Source organism: Streptomyces africanus (genome assembly GCF_002150735.1).
Lineage (GTDB): Bacteria > Actinomycetota > Actinomycetes > Streptomycetales > Streptomycetaceae > Streptomyces > Streptomyces africanus.
Genome location: NZ_MUKA01000015.1, coordinates 1 through 19,629 on the forward strand (window position 1 = coordinate 1; position 19,629 = coordinate 19,629).

General features: G+C 71.2%; 16 protein-coding genes and 1 pseudogene. 8 read left to right on the top strand and 9 right to left on the bottom strand.

Annotation, left to right across the window (positions count from 1 at the left end):
- Positions 1-94: 94 nt before the first annotated feature.
- The 5 genes and pseudogenes from CCL05_RS02520 to CCL05_RS02540 all read left to right on the top strand — a co-directional run.
- Entirely contained in the window at positions 95-1,303 is a 1,209-nt protein-coding gene (locus CCL05_RS02520; RefSeq protein ID WP_086558827.1) for a right-handed parallel beta-helix repeat-containing protein, read from the top strand.
- Between the two features lie 375 nt (positions 1,304-1,678).
- Complete coding sequence (locus tag CCL05_RS02525; protein ID WP_086558828.1) at positions 1,679-2,128, top strand: DUF485 domain-containing protein; 450 nt, start codon at positions 1,679-1,681, stop codon at positions 2,126-2,128.
- Entirely contained in the window at positions 2,122-3,717 is a 1,596-nt protein-coding gene (locus CCL05_RS02530) for a sodium/solute symporter (protein WP_086558829.1), read from the top strand. Before CCL05_RS02525 ends, CCL05_RS02530 begins: the two co-directional genes overlap by 7 nt.
- Before the next feature lie 112 nt (positions 3,718-3,829).
- On the top strand, positions 3,830-4,000 hold the full coding sequence (gene rpmF / locus CCL05_RS02535) for a 50S ribosomal protein L32 (protein ID WP_010043581.1): 171 nt from the start codon (positions 3,830-3,832) through the stop codon (positions 3,998-4,000).
- Between the two features lie 6 nt (positions 4,001-4,006).
- Positions 4,007-4,648: pseudogene (locus tag CCL05_RS02540) on the top strand (GTP-binding protein); the annotation flags it as partial.
- Here the strand turns inward: CCL05_RS02540 and CCL05_RS02545 are convergent.
- Positions 4,591-5,322 carry a nucleotidyltransferase domain-containing protein gene (locus CCL05_RS02545; protein WP_086558830.1) on the bottom strand — a complete coding sequence of 244 codons (732 nt, stop codon included), beginning with the start codon at positions 5,320-5,322 and terminating at the stop codon, positions 4,591-4,593. The pseudogene CCL05_RS02540 and the gene CCL05_RS02545 sit on opposite strands and share 58 nt — an antisense overlap.
- 144 nt (positions 5,323-5,466) lie before the next feature.
- Between CCL05_RS02545 and CCL05_RS02550 the strand changes: the two genes are divergently transcribed.
- Positions 5,467-6,465 carry an LLM class flavin-dependent oxidoreductase gene (locus tag CCL05_RS02550; protein ID WP_086558831.1) on the top strand — a complete coding sequence of 333 codons (999 nt, stop codon included), beginning with the start codon at positions 5,467-5,469 and terminating at the stop codon, positions 6,463-6,465.
- A gap of 11 nt (positions 6,466-6,476) precedes the next feature.
- Complete coding sequence (locus CCL05_RS02555) at positions 6,477-8,825, top strand: ATP-binding cassette domain-containing protein (protein ID WP_086558832.1); 2,349 nt, start codon at positions 6,477-6,479, stop codon at positions 8,823-8,825.
- Between the two features lie 14 nt (positions 8,826-8,839).
- Here the strand turns inward: CCL05_RS02555 and CCL05_RS02560 are convergent, their stop codons facing one another.
- The 5 genes from CCL05_RS02560 to CCL05_RS02580 all read right to left on the bottom strand — a co-directional run bounded on the left by CCL05_RS02560 (position 8,840) and on the right by CCL05_RS02580 (position 13,974).
- Positions 8,840-9,655: a lysophospholipid acyltransferase family protein gene (locus tag CCL05_RS02560; protein ID WP_086558833.1), complete on the bottom strand. Its 816-nt coding sequence runs from the start codon at positions 9,653-9,655 to the stop codon at positions 8,840-8,842.
- Positions 9,655-10,422: a GNAT family N-acetyltransferase gene (locus CCL05_RS02565; protein ID WP_086558834.1), complete on the bottom strand. Its 768-nt coding sequence runs from the start codon at positions 10,420-10,422 to the stop codon at positions 9,655-9,657. Before CCL05_RS02565 ends, CCL05_RS02560 begins: the two co-directional genes overlap by 1 nt.
- Before the next feature lie 186 nt (positions 10,423-10,608).
- Complete coding sequence (locus tag CCL05_RS02570) at positions 10,609-11,358, bottom strand: succinate dehydrogenase/fumarate reductase iron-sulfur subunit (protein WP_086558835.1); 750 nt, start codon at positions 11,356-11,358, stop codon at positions 10,609-10,611.
- Positions 11,355-13,301: a fumarate reductase/succinate dehydrogenase flavoprotein subunit gene (locus tag CCL05_RS02575; protein ID WP_086558836.1), complete on the bottom strand. Its 1,947-nt coding sequence runs from the start codon at positions 13,299-13,301 to the stop codon at positions 11,355-11,357. Before CCL05_RS02575 ends, CCL05_RS02570 begins: the two co-directional genes overlap by 4 nt.
- A gap of 1 nt (position 13,302) precedes the next feature.
- Positions 13,303-13,974, bottom strand: a complete 672-nt coding sequence (locus tag CCL05_RS02580) for a succinate dehydrogenase (protein ID WP_086558837.1) — start codon at positions 13,972-13,974, stop codon at positions 13,303-13,305.
- 119 nt (positions 13,975-14,093) lie between these two features.
- Here CCL05_RS02580 and CCL05_RS02585 point away from each other — a divergent pair, with 119 nt between their 5' ends.
- Positions 14,094-14,978 carry a LysR family transcriptional regulator gene (locus CCL05_RS02585; RefSeq protein ID WP_086558838.1) on the top strand — a complete coding sequence of 295 codons (885 nt, stop codon included), beginning with the start codon at positions 14,094-14,096 and terminating at the stop codon, positions 14,976-14,978.
- A gap of 103 nt (positions 14,979-15,081) precedes the next feature.
- Here the strand turns inward: CCL05_RS02585 and CCL05_RS02590 are convergent, their stop codons facing one another.
- From CCL05_RS02590 to CCL05_RS02600, 3 genes are all read right to left on the bottom strand, one after another.
- The gene (locus tag CCL05_RS02590) at positions 15,082-17,226 is read right to left on the bottom strand and encodes a putative bifunctional diguanylate cyclase/phosphodiesterase (RefSeq protein WP_086558839.1); all 2,145 of its coding nucleotides are present in this window, start codon (positions 17,224-17,226) and stop codon (positions 15,082-15,084) included.
- Positions 17,223-18,035, bottom strand: coding sequence for an SAM-dependent methyltransferase (locus tag CCL05_RS02595; RefSeq protein WP_086558840.1), 813 nt, complete (start codon positions 18,033-18,035; stop codon positions 17,223-17,225). The genes CCL05_RS02590 and CCL05_RS02595 overlap by 4 nt, the downstream gene beginning before the upstream one ends.
- A gap of 278 nt (positions 18,036-18,313) precedes the next feature.
- The gene (locus CCL05_RS02600; protein ID WP_086558841.1) at positions 18,314-19,288 is read right to left on the bottom strand and encodes an SCO0930 family lipoprotein; all 975 of its coding nucleotides are present in this window, start codon (positions 19,286-19,288) and stop codon (positions 18,314-18,316) included.
- Positions 19,289-19,629 lie beyond the last annotated feature (341 nt).

Below are 19,629 nucleotides of genomic sequence, written 5' to 3' on the forward strand. Positions count from 1 at the left end.
TCCCCGTCCCCACCGCGTCCCGTACCCCGGCAACCTTCACCCCCCGGGCGGCCACTGGTCTGCGACACCCACGCAGGTACAGACAGGAGGCCGTATGCGTAACACATCGATCTGGTCCGTGGCGATGACGGGGGCCGCGGTGGCCATGGCGCTGGGCGGGCCGGCGGGGCCGGCAGCCGCGGCGGGGACGACCCTGGTCGTGGCGCCGGGCGGGGACGACTCCGGCCCGGGCACGCTCGACCGGCCGCTGAGGACCATTCAGCGGGCCGTGGACCTGGCGAAGCCCGGCGACACCATCAGCGTGCGCGGCGGGACGTACGCCCTCACCGACAACATCACCATCGCCACCTCGGGAACCGCCTCCCAGCCCATCACCCTCGCGCCCCACCAGGGCGAGCGCGTGGTCGTCGACGGGGAGAAGCTGCCCGCCAGCCACACCCCGGTCGGCGGCAGCATCCCGCGTGCCGAGCGCGGGGCGATCCACATGGAGGCGTCGCACTGGCGGATCTCGGGCCTGGAGATCGTCAACGGCCCGTACGGCGTGTACTGCGACGGCTGCAACAGCAATGTCTTCGCGCGCCTGAGCACGCACGACAACTACGAGTCCGGCTTCCAGCTCCAGGGCGCCTCCAGCAACAACCAGATCCTGAACCTGGACAGTTACGGCAACCGCGACCCCCGCAAGAACGGCGAGAGCGCCGACGGTCTGGCCATCAAGGAGGGCAGCGGTTCGGGCAACGTGGTGCGCGGCGCCCGGCTGTGGAACAACGTCGACGACGGCTTCGACGCCTGGAAGTTCGCCTCCCCGGTGACGATCGAGAACACCGTGGCGTACGGCAACGGCTTCAACCGCTGGAACTTCCCCGACTTCGCGGGCGACGGCAACGGCTTCAAACTCGGCGGCGGCAGCCCGGCCCCGGCCGTGTCCCACATCGTCCGGGACAGCGTCGCGTTCAAGAACGCCCAGCACGGCTTCACCGACAACGGCAACCCGGGCTCCCTCGCCCTGAGCCGCAACTCCACGTACGCCAACGCCGGTACGGGCTTCGACGCCGACGTCTCGGGCGGGACCGCCAAGCTCACCGGCAACCTCTCCGTCGCCGACCAGCGCCCGGCGGCCGTCGGGTCCAAAACCGTCGCCAGCGGCAACACATGGAACCTCGGCGGCACTTGGGACGCCGCCTCGGTCCTGAGCACCGACCCGGCCCCGCTCACCGCCCCCCGGGCGGCGGACGGCTCGCTGCCGAAGGCGCCGGCGTTCCTCGTCCCCCGGTCCGGCACCGCCGTCGGCGCCCGCTTCTGACCAGGCCGGCCGGAGAAATGGTCCGTACTGTTCACCGGCCGGCCCCCAGTATCGCCCCATCCTCAACCGTGGCGTGAACGTGACATGGAGAGCCGTCAATCGACCCACACAGTTGATGGCTCAAGCGTCGCACTGACATACTCCGCATTCAGCCTCGCCACCACCCGTGGGCGGGGCTGGCCGGGGATCTCCACACAGAACCCCGAGGCAGTCCGCGTGAATCCGAAAAGCGAGTTTTCCGGTTTCACGAGACCCCCACAGAGCCCGCACCCCCACAGTGCGCCCGGCATCCCTCCACCCTGCTCGAAAGCCGGACGAGACCACTGACGCGAAGGGGTCGAGTGCGGGGCACGAAGCAGCGAAGAAGGTGCGCCTGTGCCCGAATTTCCACCGCGACGGGATGACACTCCCACATTTCCGCTTCCGCACATCGAACAGACTCCGCCCGCTCGTATATCCGATCATCCCGAATTCCACTCGCTGCGTCGCGCGCAGCGCCGGTTCGGCACCCGGGCGACGGTCCTGTCCGTCGGCGGATTCCTGCTGTATGTGCTGTTGTCGAGTTTTGTGCCCGCGGTGATGAACCAGCCACTGTTCGGCCGCCTCACGATCGGACTCACACTCGGCCTCGGCCAGTTCGTCATCATGGGTGTGACCGCGTGGTGCTACGTCCGGCACATGCGCACCCGCGTCGATCCGCTCGCCCGCGGCCTGAGGTCCCGGCAGCACGAGAACGACAATCGCCGCGCCCGCTCGGCGGCGGCGCCACCCCAAGGGGCCGGGCAGCCCCTCCAGCACGGGACGAGGGGGTTCCGCACGTGGTGACGATCGCCGCCATCGACGACAGCAGCCTCCAGCTGACGTTCGTCCTTTTCCTGACCGTGGTCGTGATCACCCTGTTCACGGCCCTGCTGACGGCGCCCCAGCGCGACGAGATCAGCGAGTTCTACCTCGGCAACCGCGTCATGTCGCCGTTGCGCAACGGCCTCGCCATGTGCGGCGACTACCTGTCCGCCGCCACCCTGCTGGGCAGCACCGGACTGGTCGCCCTGACCGGGTACGACGGGCTGATGTACCTCGGCGGCACGACCGTCGCCTGGATGATGGTGCTGCTGCTCATCGCCGAGCCCCTGCACCGCACGGGCAAGTTCACCCTGGGCGACACGGTGGCGCTGCGTCTGCCCCGGCAGCAGCGGCCGGTGCGGGTCGCGCTGGCCGTCTGCATCCTGGCGATCGCGACCCTCTACCTGGTGGCCCAACTCGTGGGCAGCGTCGCCCTGCTGACCCAGTTCACCGGCGTCCCGAGCGGCACCACCCGCACCCTGTGCGTGGTCGTGATCGGCGCCTTCGTGATCCTCTACGCCTCGCTCGGCGGCATGCCCGGAGCGACGGTCATCCAGATCATCAAGGCCGTGATGCTGATCGCGGGCGTGCTGTTCACCGCGGGCTGGGTGCTCTACCGCTTCGACTGGAACCCCAACGCCCTGCTGGAAAGGGCGGCCGACCGCAGCGGAACGGGCCTGAGCTTCCTCGAACCAGGGCTGCGCTACGGCGGCACCGTCAGCAACAAGCTGGACTTCCTCAGCCTCGAACTGGCCATCGTCCTCGGTCTCGCCGCCCTTCCGCACGTGCTGATGCGGCTGCTCGCCCCGCGCAGCAGCGGCGTCCTGCGCTCCTCCGTGCTGTGGGCCGTCGGCCTGGTCGGCGCGGTCTGCTTCGGGGCCGGCATCCTCGGCCTCGGCGCCACCGCGCTCCTCGGCCGGGACGCCATCGAGAGCACGGACCGCACCGGCAACGCCTCCGTCCTGCTGCTCGCGCACGAGCTGGGCGGCAGTGTCCTCACCGCGCTGCTGACCTGCCTGGCGTATCTGACGCTGCTCGCCGTGGCGGTGGGCCTCACCCTGGCCGCGGCCTCGTCCCTGGCGCACGACCTGTACAGCGAGGTGATCCGCAAGGGCCGGGCGAGCGAGACGGAGGAGCTGACCGTCGCCCGGCTGTCCGGGGCCGTCATTGGCATCCTCGGCATCCTGCTCGCCCTCGTCGCCTGGGGGGCGAACACCGCGACGCTCGCGTTCCTCGCCTTCGCGATCGCGGCGTCCGCGATCCTGCCGACGATCATCTACACCCTCTTCTGGCGCCGCTTCACGGCGAAGGGAGCGCTGCTCAGCCTCTACGGCGGCCTGCTCTGCTCCGTCCTGCTCGCGGTGTTCTCCCCCGTGGTCTCCTCCGCCCCGGCCTCGTTCTACCCCGAGGTCGACTTCGCCTGGTTCCCGCTCCAGAACCCCGGTATCGTCTCCATCCCCCTGGGCTTCCTGCTGGGCTGGCTCGGCACGGTGCTGGACAAGGGCCCGGCCGAGGACAGCACCGCTCACGAGGAGTTCGAGGTGCGGATGCTCGTGGGCGCCGACGACTGACGCACCGGACCGGGACACCGGGCGACGGGCACGGGGCACCGAGGACGCGCATTGCTAATGGGATCCATTTTCATGTAGCGTCCTCGGTGCCTGCCCACCGAGGAGGAGTCCCATGGCTGTCCCGAAGCGGAAGATGTCCCGCAGCAACACCCGTCACCGCCGCGCCCAGTGGAAGGCCGCCACGCCGACGCTGGTCCCGGTCACCGTCGACGGCGTCCGCCACCTCGTACCGCAGAACCTGGTCAAGGCCTACGAGCGCGGCCTGCTGCGCCCCGAGGGCTGACACGGGGTCAACGACATGAGCGAGGTCAACATCGACACGGCCCTGGTGCGCGGCCGCGAGGCCGCCCTGTCGTGGACCGAGGAACGCCTGGTCGAGATGACCAATGGCTGCGTCTGCTGCACGCTCCCCGACGACCTGCTGGACGAGGTGGACCGACTGGCCCGCGAGGGCCGGTTCGACCATCTCCTCATCGAGAGCTCCGGCATCTCGGAGCCGATGCCCGTCGCGGCCACCTTCGCCTTCGCCCGTGACGACGGCGCGACCCTCGACGACGTGGCCCTGCTCGACACCATGGTCACCGTCGTCGACGCGGCCAGCTTCCTCGCCGGGCTCGAGAGCGGCGACGACCTCGCCGAGCGGGGTCTCGCCCCGTACGTGCTCGGCACCCGCCTGTTCGACCTGGAACGCGCCCAGCAGGCGCCGGGATGGGTCCGGGAACTCAACGGCGACCACGTCCCCGAGACCGAGGAGTACGGCATCTCCTCCACCGTCTTCCGCTCCGAACTCCCCTTCCATCCCGCCCTGACCGACTGTCTGATGGCACCCGGCGAGCCCGTGCCGGCGGACGACCCGTTCCCCGCCTGGGACACCTACGGCATCGACGAGGCCTGCGAGCACGAGCACGACGGGGCGGTCTCCGCGGTGTAGAAGAGGCCGCGGACCCGGCGCAGCCACGCCTCGACGGGCGCCTCGTCGGGCCGCTCGGGCAGCACGGTGGGCGTCTCGTCGAAGGCGGCCTCGTAGTGCCTGAGCAGGGGCAGCGCGGCCGCCGGATCGGCGGCGACGCGCTCGCCGAAGGCGTGGTACTCCTCGGGGTCCTCGACGCGGATCTCCAGTCGGCCGGTGGTGTACAGCGACAGGCCCTGGTGACACAGCCGTTTCAGGTGCCGGGCGTGCTTCGCGGTGCGCTTTCGGGTGTCCGCCGAGAACGAACCGTCCCCGCGGTTCTCGAGCCGGCGGAACTGCTGGGTCGCGTAGCCGAGATAGGCGTCCCGGACGCGCTTCGCGCACAGGAACGACGCACGTATGCCGATCAGTTCGTCGCCCAGCGGGGTACGCACCTCGTACAGCTCGTCCGGGAGCCACACCAGTTCCATGGCGGTCGGATTGCCGCCGAGGGCGAGTCGGCACCACTTGGCGGCCTCGTGCAGGGTGCGGTCCGGTGCCGTGGTGACGTGGGACTCCTTCGGCGTGTGGAGCCCGTGCAGAGCCTCGGTGGGCGCGGCGAACATGCCGAGGCGATCGATGTCCGAGCCCTGGTGGGCCAGGCCGTACGCGGTCGAGCCGACGATGCCGGACAGCAGGATGTTCGCGACGGCCATGGCCGGTCCCCCTCTTCACGCGCTGTACCCGGCGGTGCCGGGCCGTGCCGCTCCATTGTCCTGACGTGCGGGGATGCGGTCACCGGGTTTTCGGCGAGGCGGCACCGGCGGGAATGCCACGATCCGTCACGCGTTGAACCCGGTGTGAGTTCCTCGATCGCCTCCACCCGTTTCTCCGTCCTCGACCGCTCCCGCACCCGCGAGGGGCACACGCATCCCGAGGCGCTGCGTGACACCGTGCGGCTGGCCGGGGAGCTGGAGGGGCTCGGGTACCACCGCCTGTGGGTCTCGGAGCACCACGGCGTTCCCGGGGTCGCCGGTTCCGCGCCGACCGTGCTGGCGGCGGCCGTCGCCGCCGCGACGCGTACGATCCGGGTCGGTACCGGCGGGGTGATGCTGCCCAACCACCGGCCGCTGGTCGTGGCCGAGCAGTTCGGGGTGCTGGAGTCGCTGTTCCCGGGGCGGATCGACATGGGGCTGGGACGGTCCGTCGGTTTCACGGACGGGGTGCGCAGGGCGCTGGGCCGTGACAAGGAGGACGCGGAGGACTTCGAGGCCCAGCTGCGGGAGCTGCTCGGCTGGTTCCGGGGCACCTCCCCGACCGGGGTGCACGCCCGCCCCGCCGAGGGACTGGCCGTACCGCCGTTCGTCCTGGCCATGGGCGAGGGCGCCGGCATCGCGGCCCGCCTCGGGCTGCCCATGGTGATCGGCGACCTCCGCAACCGGGACAGGATGCGGCGCGGCATCGACCACTACCGCGCCGGTTTCCGCCCCTCGGCCTGGGCGAGCGAGCCCTACGTCGTCATCTCCGGCACGATCGCCGTGGCCGGCACACCCGAGGAGGCCCGGCGGCTGCTGATCCCCGAGGCCTGGGCGATGGCGTACTCCCGCACCCACGGCACCTTCCCGCCCCTGCCGCCCGCGGAGCGCGTCGAGGCGCTCACCATGACCGCCAAGGAGCGCGGCTTCTACGAGTCCGGGCTGACCGGCCACATCGCCGGCACCGAGGAGCAGGTCGCGCACGAGCTGGAGACGGTGCTGAAGGAGACGGGAGCACAGGAGGTCCTGGTCACCACCAGCACGTACGACCGCGAGGCGCTGCTGGACTCCTACCGGCGGCTGGCCGCGATCACCTCCGGTTAGAGTCGTTGCCCATGCACGACCCTCACGGCCCCCACGACCCGTACGTCCGCGTCCGCGGCGCCCGCGAGCACAACCTCAAGGGCGTCGACGTCGACATCCCCCGGGACGTGCTGGCCGTGTTCACCGGCGTGTCCGGCTCGGGCAAGTCGTCGCTGGCGTTCGGCACGATCTACGCGGAGGCGCAACGGCGTTACTTCGAGTCGGTCGCGCCCTACGCGCGCCGGCTGATCCACCAGGTCGGCGCGCCGAAGGTCGGGGAGATCACCGGTCTGCCGCCGGCCGTCTCGCTCCAGCAGCGCCGCGCGGCACCCACCTCGCGCTCCTCGGTCGGCACCGTCACCAACCTCTCGAACTCGCTGCGCATGCTGTTCTCCCGGGCCGGCACCTACCCGCCCGGCGCCGGGCGCCTGGACTCCGACGCCTTCTCGCCCAACACGGCGGCCGGGGCCTGCCCGGAGTGCCACGGGCTCGGCCGGGTGCACCGTACGAGCGAGGAGCTGCTGGTCCCCGATCCGTCGCTGTCGATCCGCGAGGGCGCGATCGCCGCGTGGCCGGGCGCCTGGCAGGGCAAGAACCTGCGGGACGTCCTCGACGCGCTCGGGTACGACGTGGACCGGCCGTGGCAGGAGCTGCCCGCCGACGCGCGTGAGTGGATCCTGTTCACGGACGAGCAGCCGGTGGTCACCGTGCACCCGGTGCGGGACGCGGACCGCATCCAGCGGCCGTATCAGGGCACGTACATGAGCGCCCGGCGGTACGTGATGAAGACCTTCTCGGACTCCAAGAGCCCGACGCTGCGGGCGAAGGCCGAGCGGTTCCTGACCAGCGCGCCCTGCCCGGCCTGCGGTGGCAGCCGGCTGCGGCCGGAGGCCCTGGCGGTGACGTTCGGCGGCCGGACCATCGCCGAGCTGGCGGCGCTGCCGCTGGTGGAGCTGGCCGCCGCGCTCGACGCGACGTCCCATATCGCCCGGGTCCTCACCGACGACCTCACCTCGCGCATCGCGCCGGTCGTCGAACTGGGCCTCGGCTACCTCAGCCTGGACCGGCCCACCCCCACCCTCTCCGCGGGCGAGCTGCAACGCCTGCGCCTGGCCACCCAGCTGCGGTCCGGCCTGTTCGGTGTCGTCTACGTCCTGGACGAGCCGTCGGCCGGGCTGCACCCGGCGGACACCGAGTCGCTGCTCGTCGTACTGGAGCGGCTGAAGGCGGCCGGGAACTCGGTGTTCGTGGTGGAGCACCACCTCGATGTGGTGCGCGGTGCCGACTGGCTGGTGGACGTGGGTCCGCACGCGGGCGAGCACGGCGGCCGGGTCCTGCACAGCGGCCCGGTCGCCGGGCTGGCGGCCGTCGAGGAGTCGGCGACCGCTCGCTATCTGTTCGACCGCTCCCCCGTCCCGGCGCGCGAGGTCCGCGCCCCGAGCGGATGGCTGAAGGCCGGGCCGGTCACCCGGCACAACCTGCGCGGTGTGTCCGCCGCGTTCCCGCTCGGCGCGTTCACGGCGGTCACCGGGGTGTCCGGCTCCGGCAAGTCCACGCTCATCGGGGAGATCACGCAGGGCACGGCCGGCGTGGGCCGGCTGGTCTCGGTCGACCAGAAGCCCATCGGACGCACCCCGCGCTCCAACCTCGCGACGTACACCGGCCTCTTCGACGTCGTGCGCAAGGTGTTCGCGGCCACCGACGGGGCGCTGGAACGGGGCTACGGCGTCGGCCGGTTCTCCTTCAACGTGGCGGGCGGGCGCTGCGAGACCTGCCAGGGCGAGGGGTTCGTCAGCGTGGAGCTGCTGTTCCTGCCGAGCACGTACGCGCCCTGCCCGGACTGCGGCGGGGCCCGGTACAACCCTCGGACGCTGGAGGTGACGTACCGGGGGCGGAACATCGCGCAGGTGCTGGATCTGACGGTGGAGAGCGCGGCGGAGTTCTTCTCCGACACCCCGGCCGTCGCCCGCAGCCTCGCCGCCCTGCTCGACGTGGGCCTCGGCTACCTGCGCCTCGGCCAGCCCGCGACCGAGCTGTCCGGCGGCGAGGCCCAGCGCATCAAACTGGCGAGCGAACTCCAGCGCGGCCGGCGCGGCCACACCCTCTACCTCCTCGACGAGCCCACGACCGGCCTCCACCCGGCCGACGTGGACGTCCTGATGCGCCAGCTGCACGGTCTCGTCGACGCCGGTCACACCGTGATCGTCGTCGAGCACGACATGTCCGTCGTCGCGGGCGCGGACTGGGTCGTCGATCTCGGCCCGGGCGGCGGCGACGCGGGCGGCCGGATCGTCGCGGCGGGACCGCCGGCGGAGGTGGCACGCTCGGAGCAGAGCCGGACAGCGCCGTATCTCGCGCGCGTACTGGCCGGCTCTCGCTGAACCGTCCGAGGCCGCTACGCCACCAGCACCGTGTGGGTCCACGCCGGCATCGCCGTCTCCTGGGGCTGTGCGGAGCGGGCGAGAGACCGGCGGTCGGGGCGGCTGCCCGGCGGGATGGCAGGCCGTACCTCGACCTCGGCGACCAGGCCGCGGGCCGTCGCGACCCGCCACAGCGAGGCGAGCAGGGTGTCGTCGCCGACGAACGCGGGGGCGGTGGTGGCGGTTCCGCCGGTGAGCCGGTAGCCGATCCGGACCGGCTGGACCGGCACCCCGGCGTCCAGGGCGGCCTGGAAGACGGCACGGCGGAAGGTGCCCTGGGCCCGGCCGCACCAGGTGCTGCCCTCGGGGAAGGCCGCGACGGCGGCGCCCTCCCCCAGGGCCCGGGCGATACGGGCGACGGTGTCCGGGAGGGTTCGCAGCCGGTCCCGGTCGATGAACAGGGTGCCGCCGCGGGCGGCCAGCGGGCCGGCGAGGGGCCACCGCCGTACCTCGGTCTTGGCCAGCATCCGGGCGGGGCGTACGGCGGCGAGCAGCGGGATGTCCAGCCACGAGATGTGGTTGGCGACCAGCAGCAGTCCGCCGGCGGGGGCGGCGGCGCCGGTGATACGGACCCGGACCCCCGCGGCCCGTACGATCCACCGGCACCACCGCCGGATCAGGGATGCCGGTATCCGGGCGCCGAGGGGTGACAGGGCGATCCCCGCGAGCAGCAGCAGGACGACCCCGGTCAGCCGCAGCACGGCACGCGGCACGGCCCGCGCAGGCAGTGCTGCCGGCGCCTCGACGCAGGCCTGCGGTGTGCAGGGCGCGGTGGGCAGCCAGGCACTCATCAGGCGGGCACGAGGGACAGGAAGTGCCGCAGGTAGCGCGGGTTGACCCGGCTCATCGGCAGCAGCACGTACAGGTCGGCGACGCCGAAGTCCGGGTCGTGAGCGGGTTCGCCGCACACCCAGGCGCCGAGGCGCAGGTAGCCGCGCAGCAGGGCGGGCAGTTCGACGCGGGTGGCGGGCGCGGGGCCCGGGACCCACGGCAGCAGCGGCCTGACGCGGTACTCCTGCGGCGACAGGTGCTGGGCGCTCACCCGGTCCCAGGTGGCGGAGGCGAGGGTGCCGCCGTCGGCGAGCGGGACGGAGCAGCAGCCGGCGAGCCACTCGTGGCCCCGGTCGGTCATGTAGCGGGCGATCCCGGCCCAGATGAGGCTGATGACCGCGCCGTCGCGGTGGTCGGGGTGCACACAGGAGCGGCCGACCTCGACCAGCTCCGGCCGGATCCCGGCGAGGGAGCCCAGGTCGAACTCGCTCTCGGAGTACAGCCGCCCGGCGATGGCCGCGCGCTCCGGCGGCAGCAGCCGGTAGGTGCCGACGACCTGGCCGGTCGTCTCCTCGCGGACGAGCAGGTGATCGCAGTACGCGTCGAACGGGTCGACGTCCAGCCCCGGTTGCGGGCCGGCCAGCAGGGCGCCGAGCTCCCCGGCGAAGACGTCGTGCCGCAGCCGCTGGGCGGCACGCACGTCCTCCTCGGTGCGGGCGAGGGCGACGGTGTAGCGGGTGGGGGCCGTGGGCTGCGCGGGGCGGTCGACGGTCAGTACGCCGGTCATGGCTCTCTCCTGGTCACGGGCCGGGGCGGCGAGCGGTGCCGCCACCCACTGTTGTGCCCATGCCGACTGACCACCGCGTGACGAGTGCCAGGAGGGCGGATGCCAGGAGATTGAATGCCAGAAGTGCAACGTGGCAGGGGCGCGGGGAACGGCGCGACCAGCCCTTGGACACCCGCACCCGGCGTACTACCGCTTACCCACCCGCCGAGTAGCCCGCAACCACTCCTTGTTCATGCTGGTGATGGACATGAGCGGGATGCCCTTGGGGCAGGCGGTGGCACACTCCCCCGTCAGCGTGCACCCCCCGAACCCCTCCTCGTCCATCTGCGCCACCATGTCCAGCACCCGCGTCTCCCGCTCGGGCGCCCCCTGCGGCAGCACATTCAAGTGGTTGACCTTGGCGGACGTGAACAGCATCGCCGCCCCGTTCGGGCACGCCGCGACACACGCCCCGCACCCGATGCACTCGGCGTGCTCGAAGGCGAAGTCGGCATCCGGCTTGGGCACCGGCGTGGCGTGTGCTTCCGGAGCCGCACCCGTGGGCGCGGTGATGTACCCGCCAGCCTGAATGATCCGGTCGAACGCCGAACGGTCGACGACCAGGTCCTTGATCACCGGGAACGCCGACGCCCGCCACGGCTCGATGTCGATCGTGTCGCCGTCCGAGAACGACCTCATGTGCAGCTGGCACGTGGTCGTCCGCTCGGGCCCGTGCGCATCGCCGTTGATGACGAGCGAACACGCGCCGCAGATGCCCTCGCGGCAGTCGTGATCGAAGGCGACCGGGTCCTCGCCCTTGAGGATGAGCTCCTCGTTGAGGGTGTCGAGCATCTCCAGGAAGGACATGTCGGGGGAGATCCCGTCCACCTCGTACGTGGACATGGCGCCTTCGGCGTCGGCGTTCTTCTGCCGCCAGACGCGCAGGGTGAGCTTCATGCGTAGCTCCGCTGGGTGGGGTGGACGTACTCGAAGACCAGGTCTTCCTTGTGCAGGGTCGGAGCCTCGCCGGTGCCGTTGAACTCCCAGGCGGCCGCGTACGCGAACTCGTCGTCCTTGCGGGCGGCCTCGCCGTCGGGCGTCTGGGACTCCTCACGGAAGTGGCCGCCGCAGGACTCGGCGCGGTGCAGCGCGTCGAGGCACATCAGCTCGGCCAGCTCCAGGTAGTCGACGACGCGGTTGGCCTTCTCCAGCGACTGGTTGAACTCCTCGCCGGTGCCGGGGACCTTGATGCGCCGCCAGAACTCCTCGCGGATCTGCGGAATGCGCTCCAGCGCCTTGCGCAGCCCCGAGTCGGTGCGCGCCATGCCGCAGAACTCCCACATGAGTTCGCCGACCTCGCGGTGGAAGGAGTCGGGCGTGCGGTCGCCGTCGACGGACAGCAGCAGGTGGAGCCGGTCCTCGGTCTCGGCCAGCACCTCCTGGACGACAGGGTGGCCGGCGTCGACCTGGTCCCCCAGCGGGTTGCGGGCGAGGTAGTCGTTGATGGTCGCCGGGAGCACGAAGTAGCCGTCGGCCAGTCCCTGCATCAGCGCGGACGCGCCGAGCCGGTTGGCCCCGTGGTCGGAGAAGTTGGCCTCGCCGATCGCGAACAGGCCGGGGATGGTGGTCTGGAGGTCGTAGTCGACCCACAGGCCGCCCATCGTGTAGTGCACGGCGGGGTAGATCCGCATGGGCACCTGGTACGGATCCTCGTCGGTGATCCGCTGGTACATGTCGAAGAGGTTGCCGTACTTGGCCTCGACGGCCCCCCGGCCCATGCGCTTGATGGCGTCGGCGAAGTCGAGGTAGACGCCCTGCCCGCCGGGGCCGACGCCCCGCCCCTCGTCGCAGACGTTCTTCGCGGCGCGGGAGGCGATGTCGCGCGGCACCAGGTTGCCGAAGGACGGGTAGATGCGCTCCAGGTAGTAGTCGCGCTCGTCCTCGGGGATCTCGTGGGGCGGGCGGTCGTCGCCCTTGGCCTTCGGCACCCAGATGCGGCCGTCGTTGCGCAGCGACTCGCTCATCAGCGTCAGCTTGGACTGGTGGTCGCCGGTGCGCGGGATGCAGGTGGGGTGGATCTGGGTGAAGCACGGGTTGGCGAACCAGGCGCCGCGCCGGTGTGCCCGCCAGATCGCGGTGGCGTTGGAGTTCATGGCGTTCGTCGACAGGTAGAAGACGTTGCCGTAACCGCCGCTCGCCAGCACCACCGCGTCCGCGAAGTACGTGTCGATCCTGCCGGTGATGAGGTCCCGGGCGACGATCCCGCGCGCCCGCCCGTCGACGACGATCAGGTCGAGCATCTCGGTGCGCGGGTGCATCTCGACGTTCCCCGCGGCGATCTGCCGGCTGAGGGCCTGGTAGGCGCCGAGCAGCAGTTGCTGTCCCGTCTGGCCGCGGGCGTAGAAGGTCCGCGAGACCTGGACGCCGCCGAAGGAACGGGTGTCGAGCAGGCCGCCGTACTCGCGGGCGAACGGCACGCCCTGGGCCACGCACTGGTCGATGATCTCGACGGAGATCTGCGCGAGGCGGTGGACGTTGGACTCGCGGGCCCGGAAGTCGCCGCCCTTGACGGTGTCGTAGAACAGCCGGTGGACGGAGTCGCCGTCGTTGCGGTAGTTCTTCGCGGCGTTGATGCCGCCCTGCGCGGCGATGGAGTGGGCGCGGCGCGGGGAGTCCTGGTAGCAGAACTGGACGACGTGGTAGCCCTGTTCGGCGAGGGTGGCTCCGGCGGAGCCGCCGGCGAGGCCGGTGCCGACGACGATGACGGTGTGCTTGCGCCGGTTGGCGGGGTTGACCAGCTTGGCCTCGAAGCGGCGCTTGTCCCAGCGCTCGTGGACGGGGCCCTGCGGGGCCTTGGTGTCGACGACCGGTGCCCCGGTCGTGTAGTCGGTGTAGGTCATGTCAGCTCACCACTCCGGTCATGACGCCCACGGGTACGGCGATGAACCCGGCCGTGAGCAGCAGCGCGAGGACGTTGGCGACGATCTTGAGCGCACGGTCGCGGGTGCGGCTGCCGGCGCCGAGGGTCTGGGCGGCGCTCCAGAAGCCGTGCCGGATGTGCAGGCCGAGCGCGAGCATCGCGACGATGTAGATGACGTTGCCGTACCAGGTGGAGAAGGTGTCCACGACGTTCTGGTACGGGTGGCCCTCCTGGAAGCCGCCCGAGTGCACGGTGCCGGTGGTCAGGTCGAGGACGTGCCAGACGATGAACAGGCCGAGGATGATCCCGCCCCAGCGCATGGTGCGCGTCGCGTAACTGGCCCGCGGCCTCTTGTGCACGTACTTGCTGGGGCGCGCCCTGATGTCACGGCGGCTGAGCTGGTACGCGGAGACGGCGTGCGCGACGACGGCGGCCACCAGCACGACACGGATCAGCCACAGCGTCCACTCGTAGTGCATGAACGGCTCGCCGACGGTGCGCAGCCAGTGTCCGTACGCGTTGAACTCGCCGGCCCCGAAGTAGATCTTCAGGTTTCCGATCATGTGGGCGACCAGGTACAGCAGCATGATCAGGCCGCTGACCGCCATCACGGTCTTCTTGCCGAGGGTGGAGTCCCACACGGTGCGTGCCATGGACGGCCGTCGGTCCGTCCGCGTTGCCAGTGCCATGTCACAGCACGCTACGGACGCGCAGCCGATCGGTCCAAGACATGGTGCGGCTTGATTCCATAGGCCGGGGCTATCGTACGAGGATGCAGTTCCACCAGCTCCAGTACTTCGTGGCCGTCGCCGAGACCCGGCACTTCACCCGGGCCGCCGATCTGGTCCATGTCGCGCAGCCGTCGCTGTCGCAGCAGATCAAGGCGCTGGAGCGGGAGCTGGGCGCGGACCTGTTCCTGCGGGCGCGCGGCAACATCACGCTCACGGACGCCGGTGAGGCCCTGCTCCCGCTGGCCCGGCGCATCCTGGCCGACGCGGACACGGCCCGGCACGAGGTGCTGGAGCTGGTGCAGCTGCGGCAGGGGCGGGTGCGGCTCGGTGCCACGCCCAGTCTGTGCACGGGCCTGCTGCCGGACGTGCTGCGCGCCTTCCACGACCGCTACCCGGGCATCCGGCTGCTGATCGAGGAGGGCGGTTCGCACGACCTGGTGCGCGAGCTGGCACGCGGCGCGCTGGATCTCGCCCTGGTGGTGCTGCCCCTGCCGACGCCGTCCCCGGCGCTGACGACGGTGGAGCTGCTGCGCGAGGACCTGGTCGTGGTGTCCTCCCCCGAGGCGCCGAGACCCGGCCGGGGGCGGCGCACCGTACGCGTCGCCGACCTGGAGGGCGAACGCCTGGTGATGTTCCGGCACGGCTACGACCTGCGCGAACTGACCGTGGCGGCGTGCCGCGCGGAGGGGTTCGAGCCGGACTTCGCGGTGGAGGGCGGGGAGATGGACGCGGTGCTGGGTTTTGTACGGGCCGGGCTGGGGGTTGCCGTGGTGCCGCGGATGGTGGCGGCGAGGTCGGGCCGTGGCCTGCGGGTGACTCCGCTGGCCCGGCCCGGCCTCCACCGTACGATCGCGCTGGCGCACCGCAGCGATGTGGCTCCGCCTCGGGCTGCTCGGGAGTTGCAGCGGATGCTGCTTGAGCGGTGAGGCGGCGTTTCCTGGAGCGCCGTTGTTCGTGAGCTCCGTTCAGGGTGCGGGTGGTCTGTGGCTGGTCGCGCAGTTCCCCGCGCCCCTGAAAGGCCGCTCCAGCTCAGCCCGTCGCGTCCGCCAGTGCCAGTTCGTGCAGGCGGTCCGGAGGGCCCGGCCTTGCGTAGTACCAGCCCTGGGCCGTGTCGCAGCCCAGTATCCGCAACTGCTCGGCCTGCGCGCCCGTCTCGACGCCCTCGACCGTCACCGCGAGGTCCAGGCTGTGGGCCAGGGAGACGATCCCCTCGACGATCTTCAGGTCGACGGGGTCGGCCGGGAACTGCTGCATGCTCTGGGTGAAGGAGCGGTCCAGTTTCAGGATGCTGACCGGCAGGCGGCGCAGGTTGGCGAGGTTGGAGTAGCCGGTGCCGAAGTCGTCCAGGGCGATGTCGACGCCCATCTCCGCCAGGCGGCGCAACGGCTTCAGCAGATCGTCGTCCGCGCCGATCAGCGCCGACTCCGTGACCTCCAGGCAGAGCGCGTCCGGTTCGATGCCCGTGCGTTCCAGGATGTCGACGGTGTCCTGGACCAGACCGGGGTGGGTCAACTGGCAGGGCGAGAGGTTGACGTTGATCCGCAGCGGGCCCACCGCCTCGACCCCGCCGTGCAGTTCACGCCACTCGCGGGCCTGCCGTACCGACTGTTCCAGGACCCACCGGCCCAGCGGCACGATCAGCCCGGTGTGTTCGGCGAGGGGGATGAACCGGTCCGGGCCGAGCACCCCGTGCTGCGGATGCAGCCAGCGCACCAGGGCCTCCGCACCGCGCACACTGCCGTCGCCGAGATGGACCAGCGGCTGGTACTCGATGAAGAACTCGCCCCGCTCCAGGGCCGTCGGCAGCGCCGTGGTCAGCCCGTGCCGGGTGATGGCGCGGGCGTCCGCCTCCGGGTCGGCGAGTTCGAAGCGGTTGCCGCCGGCCGACTTGGCCCGGTACATGGTGATGTCGGCGCTGCGCAGCACCTCCGCCGGGCTGCGCTCCCCCGCCGGGCCCTCGACGATGCCGATGCTGCCGCGCACGGTCAGTTCCCGGCCGTCGACGCTGATCGGGGCGAGCAGCGCGTTCATGATGCGCGTGGCGAGCTCGTCGACCTCACGCTGGGTGTCGGGGCCCGTGGTGAGAGCCACGAACTCGTCGCCGCCGAGCCGGGCGACCATCTCGCCGGGCGCGGTGGCGCAGGACTGGAGCCGGTCGGCGACCTCCACCAGCAGCCGGTCGCCGGCCGCGTGGCCGAGGCTGTCGTTGACGGTCTTGAAGCCGTCGAGGTCGAGGTAGCACAGGCCGAACCGCTGGCCCTTCCCGGCGCCCAGTGCCTTCTCCAGGCGCTCGAAGAAGAAGGTGCGGTTCGGCAGCCCGGTCAGCGCGTCGTGCGTGGCCTCGTAGCGCAGCCTCAGGTTGAGCAGCCGGCGCTCGGTGGTGTCCTCCATCAGCGCGAGCTGGTACTGCGGGCTGCCGTCGGCGTCCCGCAGCAGGGAGACGGTCAGGTTGGTCCACAGGACCGTTCCGTCGGGGCGGTAGAACGCCTTCTCCACGTGGTAGTGCTCACGCTCGCCGCGCACGAGTTCGTCATAGAGCCGCCAGGTCTGCGGCGCGTCGTCCGGGTGGGTCCACTCCCTGACGTTGCGCGTGCGCATCGTCTGCTCGGAGACCCCGAACATACGCAGCAGCGCGCCGTTGACCTGGAGGATGTTGCCGTCGAGGTCGGCCATGCCGATGCCTATGGCGGCGCCCTCGAAGACCGCGCGGAAGCGGGCCTCGGTCGCGTGCAGGGCCTGCGCCACCACGCCCTGCGCCCGCAGGGCGGCCTGGGCGATGGCCTCCTGCTCGGCCAGCGTCCGTTCGCGCAGGGCCTGCGCGAAGCCGGCGGCCATCGCGTGCTGGAGCCGTGCGGAGCGCGCCCGCAGGTCCTCCTGGTCGCCGTCACCGCCGCAGTACAGGACCAGGTAGGCGTCCACGCAGTCCAGCGTGCGGCTGAGCGCCTCCGGGTCGGTGCAGTGCGCGTCCACGAGGGCGGCGCCCACCGCCCTGCCCTCGTCGGCGTCGAAGGCCCGGGCCAGCAGTGCCCGGCTCAGCCTCCGGGCCAGCGGCAGCAGGTGTTCCTCGAACTCGGGCCGGGTCGACGACGTCGAGGTCACCGGGAAGACGGCCCGGCTCCAGATCGTCGCGAACCGGCGCAGTCTGTCCTCCGGCCCGTCCGGTTCCGCGATCACGCCGTACGCCCCACGCCCGCGAAACCGGAGAACGCATACGGATCCTCGTCCTCCGGTGCGGTGTCGGGCCGCCAGCGCGGCATCGCCACCAGTCCGGGTTCCACCATGTCGTACCCCTTGAAGAACCGCGCGATCTCCTCGCGCGAGCGCATGATCAGCGGGTTGCGGATGTCCTGGTACACGTTCACCGCGCCCCCGGCCCGCTCCGGCGGCAGCGGGATGCCCTCGTACGAGGCATGGGTGAGCACGAGCAGGCTGCCGGGCGCGAGAGCCTCGCCCAGCTCGGCCACCGCCCCGTACGGGTCGTCCTCGTCTTCCACGAAGTGCAGTATGGCAACGAGGAGCAGCGCCACTGGCTGATTCAGGTCGATCAGCCGCTCCACTTCGGGGCTGCGCAGGATCTCCTGGGGCTTGAGCAGGTCCGCGGCGACGGCGGCCGCGTCGTCGTTGCCCTCCAGGACCGCCTGGCTGTGCGCCACGGCCACCGGGTCGTGGTCGACGTACACCACGCGCGCGCCGGGGCGGGCGGCCTGGGCCACCTCGTGCACATTGCCGAAGGTGGGTATGCCGGAGCCGATGTCCAGGAACTGGCTGATGCCCTGATCGGCCGCGTACCGCACGGCGCGGCGCATGAACGCCCGGTTCGCCTGCATGATCTTGGGGAGTCCCGGCATGAACTCCATGGCCCTACGGGCCGCTTGCCGGTCGACCTCGAAGTTGTGCGATCCGCCCAGGTAGTAGTCGTACATCCGGGAGACGCTGGGCACCGAGATGTCGATGCTCCGTGGGGCCCAGGCGGGACGCTCCATCTATCTCTCCAAGGCGTAGGCGATCCGGTGTTCGAGCAGAGGCTACTGATCGCCCGCCAATGGAGCGACCCGAAACGGAAATTGACCATCCGTTCCCGGTCACTGCCTGCGGCACGTGCCGAATTGATACCCGTGCGCCCGCCCTTCGAACATAGGGCGAACATTCTGTGACTTCTGGCGAAGCACGGCAAAACGGTCCGCCCCTCCGTGAGTACGGAGGGGCGGACCGGGTCGGTTCCGTCGGGTGGACGAGATGGTCAACCCTGGGGAGGTTTTCTCTACTTCTCCGACGCGCCGACCAGCTTGCCGTCGGGCCGCACGGCGTACCAGGTGCCGCCGACGCCCTGGCCGTTGGTGTCGCCGGGGGCCTTGTCACCGGCGAAGGTGTAGATCGGCGAGCAGTTGATCGTCTGCTGCTTGCCCTTGCCGTCGGTCCGGTCGAAGACCATGTAGCCCTTCTCCTGGATGCCCTTGGTGTCGGCGTAGTCGACGGGCTCCACGAGCGGCCACTTCTCCAGGCACGCGCCGGAGCAGTTGGAGACGGGCTTGGGCCAGGCCTGGTCCTTCTTGAACCGGTAGACGGTCATGCCGTTCTTGTCGACGACGATCTCGCCGAGCTTGGGGTCGTTGCGGGTGGACAGCCCGGGCTGCGCCTCGGCCCCGGCGCCGCCGGCCCCGCCGCCCTGCGCCTTCTTGCCGTCGGGGGCCAGCGCGTACCACTTGCCGCCCACGCCCTGGCCCTTGACGTCACCGGCGTTGACGTCCTTGGCGTAGCGGTAGGCCGGCCAGCCGGCGACGGTGAGCTGCTTGGTGCCGTCGGCGCGGGTGACCGAGCCGAGCAGCGACTTGTCGATGCCCTCGCCGGCCTCGGCGTCGTCCGCGGGCACCGGCGGCCAGGTCTTGGCGCAGTCGCCGTCGCAGTTCGACTTGGGCGGCTGCTCGGTGTCCTGGTCGAACCGGTACAGGGTGAGGCCCAGGCTGTCGGTCACCACCTTGCCGACCTCCTCGGCGGTGGCGACGGAGAGCTTGCCCGCGGGGCTGGACGGGCTGGAAGGGCTCGGCGCGGCCTGCTGACCGCCGGCGGTGCCGCCCACCGAGTTACCGGCGCCGATGCTTCCGTAGTCCCCGGGCGCTGCCGAGGCACCCACGTTCTGGCTGGCCGCCGGAGGGCTGTCCTGACCACACGCCGTCGTCAGCGCCAGGACCGCCGCGGCGCTCGCCACGAGTGAGGCGCTCCGCCAGGAGGTCTTCATCGTCAACTCCCCATAATCGCAAGGGTGTTGCAGCGCCCTGCTGCGCCGCCGCACGGTCATGAGTACGCATGGCGGGCGTGATTGTGTTCAACGACCGGCCAAATTTCTTTCCGGAACCCGTGACTGCGCCGCCCGCCACCCGCTCGCGGGTAGGGGCCGAAGGTGCTGCGGGCGACCGCCCGGCAAACCGGCGGCACCCGGATATCCCCCTTTCGGGGCAATCCCCTTGCACTCCGGCACGTCCCGGCGGCAGAAGGCTCATGATCTTCGTCGTGCATGGACCCCTATCGACTCAATCCGCCCTCGCCGCAAAGGCCTTGGCGGCGAGGGCGGATTGAGTC

What these genes read in the sequence shown, in the direction of transcription:
- CCL05_RS02520 (WP_086558827.1), top strand. Translation starts at nt 95, where the DNA reads ATGCGTAACACATCGATCTGGTCCGTGGCGATGACGGGGGCCGCGGTG.
- rpmF (WP_010043581.1), top strand. Translation starts at nt 3,830, where the DNA reads ATGGCTGTCCCGAAGCGGAAGATGTCCCGCAGCAACACCCGTCACCGC.
- CCL05_RS02545 (WP_086558830.1), bottom strand. Translation starts at nt 5,322, where the DNA reads ATGGCCGTCGCGAACATCCTGCTGTCCGGCATCGTCGGCTCGACCGCG.
- CCL05_RS02555 (WP_086558832.1), top strand. Translation starts at nt 6,477, where the DNA reads ATGCACGACCCTCACGGCCCCCACGACCCGTACGTCCGCGTCCGCGGC.
- CCL05_RS02560 (WP_086558833.1), bottom strand. Translation starts at nt 9,655, where the DNA reads ATGAGTGCCTGGCTGCCCACCGCGCCCTGCACACCGCAGGCCTGCGTC.
- CCL05_RS02565 (WP_086558834.1), bottom strand. Translation starts at nt 10,422, where the DNA reads ATGACCGGCGTACTGACCGTCGACCGCCCCGCGCAGCCCACGGCCCCC.
- CCL05_RS02570 (WP_086558835.1), bottom strand. Translation starts at nt 11,358, where the DNA reads ATGAAGCTCACCCTGCGCGTCTGGCGGCAGAAGAACGCCGACGCCGAA.
- CCL05_RS02575 (WP_086558836.1), bottom strand. Translation starts at nt 13,301, where the DNA reads ATGACCTACACCGACTACACGACCGGGGCACCGGTCGTCGACACCAAG.
- CCL05_RS02580 (WP_086558837.1), bottom strand. Translation starts at nt 13,974, where the DNA reads ATGGCACGCACCGTGTGGGACTCCACCCTCGGCAAGAAGACCGTGATG.
- CCL05_RS02585 (WP_086558838.1), top strand. Translation starts at nt 14,094, where the DNA reads ATGCAGTTCCACCAGCTCCAGTACTTCGTGGCCGTCGCCGAGACCCGG.
- CCL05_RS02595 (WP_086558840.1), bottom strand. Translation starts at nt 18,035, where the DNA reads ATGGAGCGTCCCGCCTGGGCCCCACGGAGCATCGACATCTCGGTGCCC.
- CCL05_RS02600 (WP_086558841.1), bottom strand. Translation starts at nt 19,288, where the DNA reads ATGAAGACCTCCTGGCGGAGCGCCTCACTCGTGGCGAGCGCCGCGGCG.